This is a genomic window from Desulfolutivibrio sp., assembly GCF_036584575.1.
In the GTDB taxonomy this organism is placed as follows: Bacteria; Desulfobacterota; Desulfovibrionia; order Desulfovibrionales; family Desulfovibrionaceae; genus Desulfolutivibrio.
Window position 1 is genome coordinate 1 of sequence record NZ_JAZHDB010000034.1, and the last position, 7,080, is coordinate 7,080.

7 protein-coding genes are annotated in these 7,080 nt (G+C 67.0%); 5 read left to right on the plus strand and 2 right to left on the minus strand.

Annotated features, from left to right (window positions below; genetic code table 11):
- Positions 1-102: 102 nt before the first annotated feature.
- Together argH and V3572_RS02490 are read left to right on the plus strand one after the other, a co-directional pair.
- The gene (gene argH, locus V3572_RS02485) at positions 103-1,485 is read left to right on the plus strand and encodes an argininosuccinate lyase (protein WP_332109390.1); all 1,383 of its coding nucleotides are present in this window, start codon (positions 103-105) and stop codon (positions 1,483-1,485) included.
- The gene (locus V3572_RS02490) at positions 1,467-3,023 is read left to right on the plus strand and encodes a sigma 54-interacting transcriptional regulator (protein ID WP_332109391.1); all 1,557 of its coding nucleotides are present in this window, start codon (positions 1,467-1,469) and stop codon (positions 3,021-3,023) included. The genes argH and V3572_RS02490 overlap by 19 nt, the downstream gene beginning before the upstream one ends.
- 61 nt (positions 3,024-3,084) lie before the next feature.
- Here V3572_RS02490 and V3572_RS02495 read toward each other — a convergent pair whose 3' ends face one another.
- The gene (locus V3572_RS02495; protein ID WP_332109392.1) at positions 3,085-3,432 is read right to left on the minus strand and encodes a hypothetical protein; all 348 of its coding nucleotides are present in this window, start codon (positions 3,430-3,432) and stop codon (positions 3,085-3,087) included.
- A 20-nt stretch (positions 3,433-3,452) separates the two neighbouring features.
- The gene (locus V3572_RS02500) at positions 3,453-4,427 is read right to left on the minus strand and encodes a choice-of-anchor D domain-containing protein (RefSeq protein WP_332109393.1); all 975 of its coding nucleotides are present in this window, start codon (positions 4,425-4,427) and stop codon (positions 3,453-3,455) included.
- Between the two features lie 411 nt (positions 4,428-4,838).
- Here V3572_RS02500 and V3572_RS02505 point away from each other — a divergent pair, with 411 nt between their 5' ends.
- From V3572_RS02505 to V3572_RS02515, 3 genes are all read left to right on the plus strand, one after another.
- Positions 4,839-5,750: a hypothetical protein gene (locus V3572_RS02505; protein ID WP_332109394.1), complete on the plus strand. Its 912-nt coding sequence runs from the start codon at positions 4,839-4,841 to the stop codon at positions 5,748-5,750.
- 107 nt (positions 5,751-5,857) lie between these two features.
- Entirely contained in the window at positions 5,858-6,832 is a 975-nt protein-coding gene (locus V3572_RS02510) for an alpha/beta fold hydrolase (RefSeq protein WP_332109395.1), read from the plus strand.
- The coding region (locus tag V3572_RS02515; protein ID WP_332109396.1) for a hypothetical protein at positions 6,829-7,080 on the plus strand (252 nt) is incomplete at its 3' end. The genes V3572_RS02510 and V3572_RS02515, both read left to right, overlap by 4 nt.

The following is a 7,080-nucleotide window of genomic DNA, read 5'->3' on the forward strand; positions in this document are numbered from 1 at the left end:
TCAGGGGGTCCGGGGGAAATGATTTCCCCCGGGCGGGGTTCGGGGCGGCAGCCCCAAGTGCTGCGCTACGCTTCGCCGCGTAGCGCGGGCGATGGAGGAAAAATGGCTGTGAAGCCGTGGGGTGGGCGGTTTGGGCAGGGCACGGATGCGTTGGTCGAGGCGTACACCGAGTCTGTGTCCTATGACCGGCGGCTGTGGCGTCAGGACATTGCCGGTTCCCGGGCCCATGCCCGGATGTTGGCGAAGCAGGGTGTGCTGACGGCGGAAGAGGCGGACGGGATCGTGTCGGGCCTGGACGCCGTGGCGGCCGAGATCGAGGCCGGGACGTTTGTCTGGCAGGTAGGGCTTGAAGACGTCCACATGAACATCGAGTCCCGGCTGACGGAGCTGATCGGCCCGTTGGGCGGCAAGCTGCACACCGGCCGCAGCAGGAATGATCAGGTGGCGTTGGATTTCCGGCTGTATGCCGACGAGGCGCTGGCGGATTGGGGCGACTGTCTGAAGGGGCTGGTCGAGGTGTTGGTGGACCGGGCCGGGGAGCATACGGAGACGTTGCTGCCGGGGTGCACGCATCTGCAACCGGCCCAGCCGGTGAGTCTGGCCCAGCATCTTTTGGCTTATGCGGCCATGTTTCGGCGCGACTTCGAGCGCGTGGCCGACGCCCGCAAGCGGGTGCGCGTGTCGCCGCTTGGCGCGGCGGCCCTGGCCGGGACGACCTATCCGCTTGATCCGCTTTATACGGCCGAGGCGGTCGGCTTCGAGACCGCGTTCACCAACAGCATGGACGCCGTGTCGGATCGCGATTTTGCGGCCGAGGGGCTTTTTTGCGCCAGCCTCATCATGATGCATTTAAGCCGCCTGTGCGAGGAGCTCGTCATGTGGGCCAACCCGCAGTTCGGGTTCGTGGCCCTGCCTGACGCCTTCGCCACCGGGTCGAGCATCATGCCTCAGAAGAAGAATCCCGACGTGGCCGAGCTCATGCGCGGCAAGACCGGCCGGGTCTATGGTTCGCTGGTGTCGCTTCTGACCACGCTCAAGGGCCTGCCCCTGGCCTATAACCGGGACATGCAGGAGGACAAGGAGCCCTTTTTCGACGCCGACGACACGGTTCGGGCCTCCTTGCGCATCATGGCCGAGATGCTTAAGGTGATCGGGTTTCGTTCGGAGCGCATGCGCGAGGCCTTGTCCGCCGGATTCTTGAACGCCACGGAGCTGGCGGATTTTCTGGCGGCCAAGGGGCTGCCCTTTCGCGAGGCGCACCATGTGGCCGGAAGGGCCGTGGCCCTGGCCGAGTCCCGGGGCATCGGCATTGAGGCCTTGTCCCTGGCTGAACTTCGGGAGTTGTCCCCGCTTGTGGATGCAGACATCTTTCATATCCTTGCTTATGAGACGGCCGTGGCTCGACGCAGCGCCCGAGGCGGCGCCGGACCAAAGCCCGTGGCGGCACAGCTCGCCGAGTTGAGACAATGGCTCACGCGACCGTAAATTTACAGCTTTCCGTGCTGTCGGCCATAAGCGGCATCATCGACAAGGCTCTGGATCTGGAAGGGGCCCTGCACGATGTCATGCGCATCCTCTCCGACACGCTCAGCATGAAGCGGGCCACCATCACCCTGCGCGACCAGACCTCGGACATGCTGGTCATCAGCGTCTCCCACGGCCTGTCGCCCGAGGAGAAGGCCCGGGGGGTGTATGCCTTAAACGAAGGGGTGACCGGGAAGATCTTCCAGACCGGCAAGCCTTACGTGGTTCCGGACATCCGCAACGAACCGCTTTTTCTGGACAAGACCGGGGCGCGCAAAATCGAGAAGGGCCGGGTGACGTTTATCGGCGTGCCCATCTCGCTGCACGGCAAGGTCATGGGCGTTTTGAACGTGGACCGGCTTTTCGGCGACGAGGTGAACTCCGAGGAGGACGTGGCCTTTCTCAAGGTGGTGGCCACGCTGATCGCCCAGTTCATAAGCATCAACCAGCAGGTGGCGGCCAGGGTCGAGAACCTGCGCCGGGAAAACGTCTCGCTCAAGTACCAGTTGTCCCAGGAATCGCGCGGGCTGTACATCGTGGGCAAAAGCCTGTCCATGCAGGAGGTGCAGCGCCAGATCCAGAAGGTGGCTCCCACGCGGGCCACGGTCCTGCTTCTGGGCGAATCCGGCACGGGCAAGACGCTTATCGGCCGCATCATCCACGACCTGTCTGATCGCAAGGGGTTTCCCTTCATCAAGGTCAACTGCGCCTCCATTCCGGAGAACCTCCTGGAATCGGAGCTTTTCGGCTACGAGAAGGGGGCCTTCACCGGGGCGGATTCCGTCAAGCCCGGGCGTTTCGAGGACGCCCACAAGGGCACCATCTTTCTGGACGAGATCGGGGAACTGCCCCTGGGGCTTCAGGCCAAGCTTTTGCGCGTGCTCCAGGACCGGGAGTTCGAGCGCCTGGGCAGCAACAAGACGAGGCGTGTGGACGTGCGCATCCTGGCCGCCACCAACAAGGATCTGGGCTTTCTGGCCGAGACGGGGGCTTTCCGGCCGGACCTGTATTACCGCTTAAACGTCTTTCCCCTGCGCGTGCCGCCGCTTCGCGACCGCAAGGAGGACATCCAGAGCCTTTTGATCCACTTCCTGACCAAGGTGTCCAAGGAGTATTCCCGCACGCTGTCCTTTTCCACCCAGGCCTTGACCATGCTCACCCGCTACGACTGGCCGGGCAACGTGCGCGAGATGGAAAACCTCGTGGAGCGGCTGGTGATCCTGGCCGAGGACGAGCACATCGGCACGGACATGATCCTGCCGTTTCTGTCCGGTTCCTTGCGCGAGGAGGGGCCGGAGCTGACGGCGGAGCTTGAGACCGGGCCGTCGCTTGAGAACATGGAAAAGACCGTGGTCATCGAGGCCCTGCGCCGGGCCGGGGGCATCCAGCACCGGGCGGCCAGCGACCTGGGCATCACGCCCCGCCAGATGGGCTACCGGGTCAAGAAGTTTTCCCTGGAGGCCATGGTGGCCGTGCAGCGGGCCAAAGGGCGGGGATAGTCCCGGCGGCCCGCCGCCACGCGTCGACCCCTCTGATTGCCGTTGCCATTCCCGGGCGGCGCTATTCCATCAAAAGCAGCAACGCCCCGGTCGGCACGGATGCCGGGCCGGAGGGCGGGTCCGCCGGTTTGACGCTGCGAAAGACCGTGGCGCTGCCGGTTCCGGCGTAGATGACGTTCGGGTCGGCCGGGGACACGGCCAGGGCCGTGATCACCCGGTTGCCCTGGCCTGTGGCCAGGGGACCCGTGCCCTCCCAGTCGCCGTAGGCGGCGTGCAGGACGTCGGCCGCGCTCACAAGCGCCGCCACGGCGGCGCACACGACCCACAAAAAAATCCCCCTGCGTGAACGCAGCCGCCGCCGCCCCGGCCAAAGGCGATAGGGGTGACAGGGCATGTCGTGATCGGACATGGTGCTCTCCTGGTCCGGCCTCATTCGGGCAGGCCGGTGTTTTGCTCCGTCCACGAGGAGCAGTCGTTTCCGCTGGTGAAGACCCCGGCCCCGGTCCCGGCGAAAAGCTGTCCGGCCCCGGTGACGATGAGCGAGAGGACGTTCGGGGAATCAAGGCCCGTATCGGCGCAGGCGTTCCAGGTCAGGCCGCTGTCCCGGCTGATGAACACCCCGCCGCCGTCGGTGGCGGCGAAAAGCGTCGCGGTGTCGCCCGGCTTGATGGCCAGGGCCGTCAGCCGGGTGTCGGAGGGCTGCACGGTGGCCGCCGTCCACGTCGCGCCGCCGTCGGCGCTGGCATAGACCCCCGAACCGGCGATGGCGGCATACAGCGTGGAAGCCGCGACCGGATCGGCGGCGATGGCCCGGACCGTGGTGCTTCCCGTGCCGCTTAACGTCACGGGCAACGTGGAGTTCGTGGTATACGTGGTGCCGGAAGCCGAGGTTCCCGTGTAGGTGGCGGCCAGGGTCAGTATGGCGGGGCGGCTGCCGACGGCGGTGGGCGAGAAACCGACGGTGACGGCGCACGTCCCCGCCGCTTCGAACGTGGCGGGGCATAAGGAGGTGACGGTGTAGTCGCCGCTGCCCTCGCCGGAAAGCGTGGCGGAAATCCCGCTCGTACCGGCCAGGATGGACAAGGGCAGGTATTGGCTCGTGGTGCTGCCCACGGCCACCGCGCCGAAATCGAGGGCGGTCGTGTCCGGGGCCACGGGCTTGGCCGGGCACTCCTTCCCGACGTATCCGGGGTCGCACACGCAGGTGTTGTACGCCACGCATGTCCCATGCCCGGAGCAGCAGATGGCGCTAGGGCAAACCATGCCCCAGCAGATTTCGGCCTCGGCCCGGCCGGTCCACAGGCAGGCGAGGGCGAGCAGCACGGCCGCCAGGGCGGCCGGGCGCCGGGGGGCGATCCGCGCGTAGGACGCGGAAAGGGGGATGGCATGATGTTCACGACGCATGGTCAGACTCCTTGTGTGCCGATATGGCTGTCGCATGCCCCGGACCGGAGACGTTTCGCGGCTTCGGCCGGGCCGGGCCACGGTGTTTCGCGCCTTGCGTTCCGGATACGGGAGTGTGCGCCAGGCCGTGGCCCGGGCGTTGCGCACACCGGCCGCCGTCGCCATCCGGCGATGCGTTCCCGGCCGGGAGCGGCGCCCCGATGCCTGCCGCTGCCGGTCCTTCTACAAGTCTATGCGCTGGAGTCGGGAAAAAGGACAAGAGGGCTTTCCTGATTTTTTCGCCATAAAAAAGCCTCAAAAAACCCAGATAATCCGGAAACGCCGCGCGCACCATGCGCCGACCCTGGACAGGGCGTAAAAAAACTGTCAATTCTGGCGAATAGGTGAATCAACGACGTACGGCAGCACTTCATGGACAATTCCTCACGTTCCGGCAGACCCGCCAAGCCGCGCCACCCCGTGGCCGGGGGGCGTTTGCGACAGGCCTTGCGCATCCTGGGCAAGAACTGGCGAAAAAACACCAATGATCCCGAGCATGTTCTCAACTGGGAGGCCTGGACCGCCCTGAACCTTCCCAGAAGCTCCACCACCATCGACACGGACATCCGGCTGGGCGTCCCCGAAGAACGGCTGGCCGCCTACGCCCAGTGCCTCGGGGTATCGCCGAAAACGCTCCTGTCGCCGGAAACGGACCTGGCCGCCGTCCTGGGCGCGGCCCGGCTCGGCCGGACATCGGCCGAACCCGCCGTGGCCCTGGGCTTCGGCCCCGTCTTCAGAGACGAATATCCGGCATTCAATTCCCCGCACTACCTGGACAAGCTCTTTGTTCTTCTTGGCGGCGTGTACCGTGCCCACTACGTGTTGCCCATCGCCGACTTCGTGAACCGCTGCGCCTTCTGGGTCCACGGCATCGCGGACGGCTGCCTCGCGGCCCGGGGGCTTTTCATGCGCTTTGGCCTGGACAATCCCTTCCAGGCCACCATCTTCCGCTGGCACAACAATCTGCATGTGTCGTATCTGTGCGACAACAACAAAGAACTCGGCCACTTCCTGCTCGTCGACCCCCTGCGCCACAATCTGGTGGCCAGACGCAATCCCTTTTGGCTCAAGGGCCAGGGGATCACGGACAGCGGCCTGGCCGACAACATGCCCGTGTCCTTCGCCTTCTGCATGCAAAAGCTCCCCACGCCGGACGAGGGCGATCTGGGGGAGCTTTGGGACCGGGAGTGCGCCGACCTGCGGCGGCGGCCGGGCATCCTGCCCGGGGACGCGGAACATGCCTCCCTGCGTGAGGAGGTTACGTCGCCGGACACGCTGCTGTGAAGCGTCGCTGCCCGGAGACGACGCGCGGGCCTGGCCGCGCGCTTGAAACAAGACGTCGGCGACGCCTGCCGTCCCGGCCGGAAGGGCCGGAAAAAAGAGACAAGGGCATGTTCCGGGCCGCACTCCCCTTGGCCGCGCGCCTGACGCGCTACGCAGCCACGTTTCTTACGGTGGCGCTTTTGGCCGGGTTTGTCTGCCGGGACGCCGGTTGGGCGAAAACGGCCGAGGCCCTGCGCACCGTGGCCGCCTCCGACGGCGCGACCCTGGACGTGCGCGTCACGGGCCAGGGGCCGCCGCTTTTGCTGCTGACCGGCTACGCCATGACCAGCGGGATGTGGGATCAGGAGTTCATCCGGGGGCTTGCCGCCGGACGCTCGGTGATCCTCATGGACAACCGGGGCATGGGGCCGTCGGCCCTGGCCGCCGGGGCGGAGATCTCCATAAGCCGCATGGCCGACGACGCCGCAACCGTCCTGGAGGCCCTGGGCCTCGGACGGGCCGACGTGCTCGGCTGGTCCATGGGCGGCATGATCGCCCTGGAGCTGGCCCTGGCCCGGCCGGAGGCGGTCTGTTCGCTGGCGCTTTTGTCCAGCGCGGCGGACATGGAACCGCTTCTCCCGGCGCTTGACCGCATGGGGACCATGGGCGGCGAGGAAATGCGCGCGGCCATGTTTCCGGCCGACTGGCTGGCCGCCCATCCCGGGGTGTGGGACAGGGTGGTCCCCAGGCCCCGGCCGCCGGACATGGCGGTCGTCCGGGGGCAGGAGGCCGCCATGCGCCGCTGGCCCGGGGTCATGGGGCGGCTTCACGGGCTTGGCGCCCCGGCGCTTCTTTTGGCCGGGGGCGCGGACTGGGTGTGCCCGCCCGAGGCCTCCCAGGCCATGTACGAGCGGCTTTCGGCCCGGGGCGACGCGGCCGTGGCCCTGACGGTGGTGGGACAGGGCGGCCACTGGATGATGCACCAGTTCCCGGACATGCTGGCCGGGATGGTGAACGGTTTTCTGGCCGCGGGTCGGGACGGGCCGATGGACGAGACGGCGCGGCCGTCCCCGCTGGCGGCTTCCGGGTATGACGCCCGATGACCAGCCATGCCTGCCTGGGCCAGGACCGGCCCGAATCCGGCGCGGAGATGGACGAAGAGCGGACCTATCGGCGGCAGTTGCGGCTTTTCGTCGCGTCCTGCGCGGAGAAGGGGGCCGAACTGGTCCGAATCGGCGAGGTGTTGGGCAGGCTGCGCCGACGCCGGTCCTTTCTGGACATCGGGGCGGGGGGAGGAGATCTGACCATCCCCTTGTCCGCGTCGTTCGCCGCGACCACGGTCGTCGAGCCC

What these genes read in the sequence shown, in the direction of transcription:
- argH (WP_332109390.1), top strand. Translation starts at nt 103, where the DNA reads ATGGCTGTGAAGCCGTGGGGTGGGCGGTTTGGGCAGGGCACGGATGCG.
- V3572_RS02490 (WP_332109391.1), top strand. Translation starts at nt 1,467, where the DNA reads ATGGCTCACGCGACCGTAAATTTACAGCTTTCCGTGCTGTCGGCCATA.
- V3572_RS02495 (WP_332109392.1), bottom strand. Translation starts at nt 3,432, where the DNA reads ATGTCCGATCACGACATGCCCTGTCACCCCTATCGCCTTTGGCCGGGG.
- V3572_RS02500 (WP_332109393.1), bottom strand. Translation starts at nt 4,427, where the DNA reads ATGCGTCGTGAACATCATGCCATCCCCCTTTCCGCGTCCTACGCGCGG.
- V3572_RS02505 (WP_332109394.1), top strand. Translation starts at nt 4,839, where the DNA reads ATGGACAATTCCTCACGTTCCGGCAGACCCGCCAAGCCGCGCCACCCC.
- V3572_RS02510 (WP_332109395.1), top strand. Translation starts at nt 5,858, where the DNA reads ATGTTCCGGGCCGCACTCCCCTTGGCCGCGCGCCTGACGCGCTACGCA.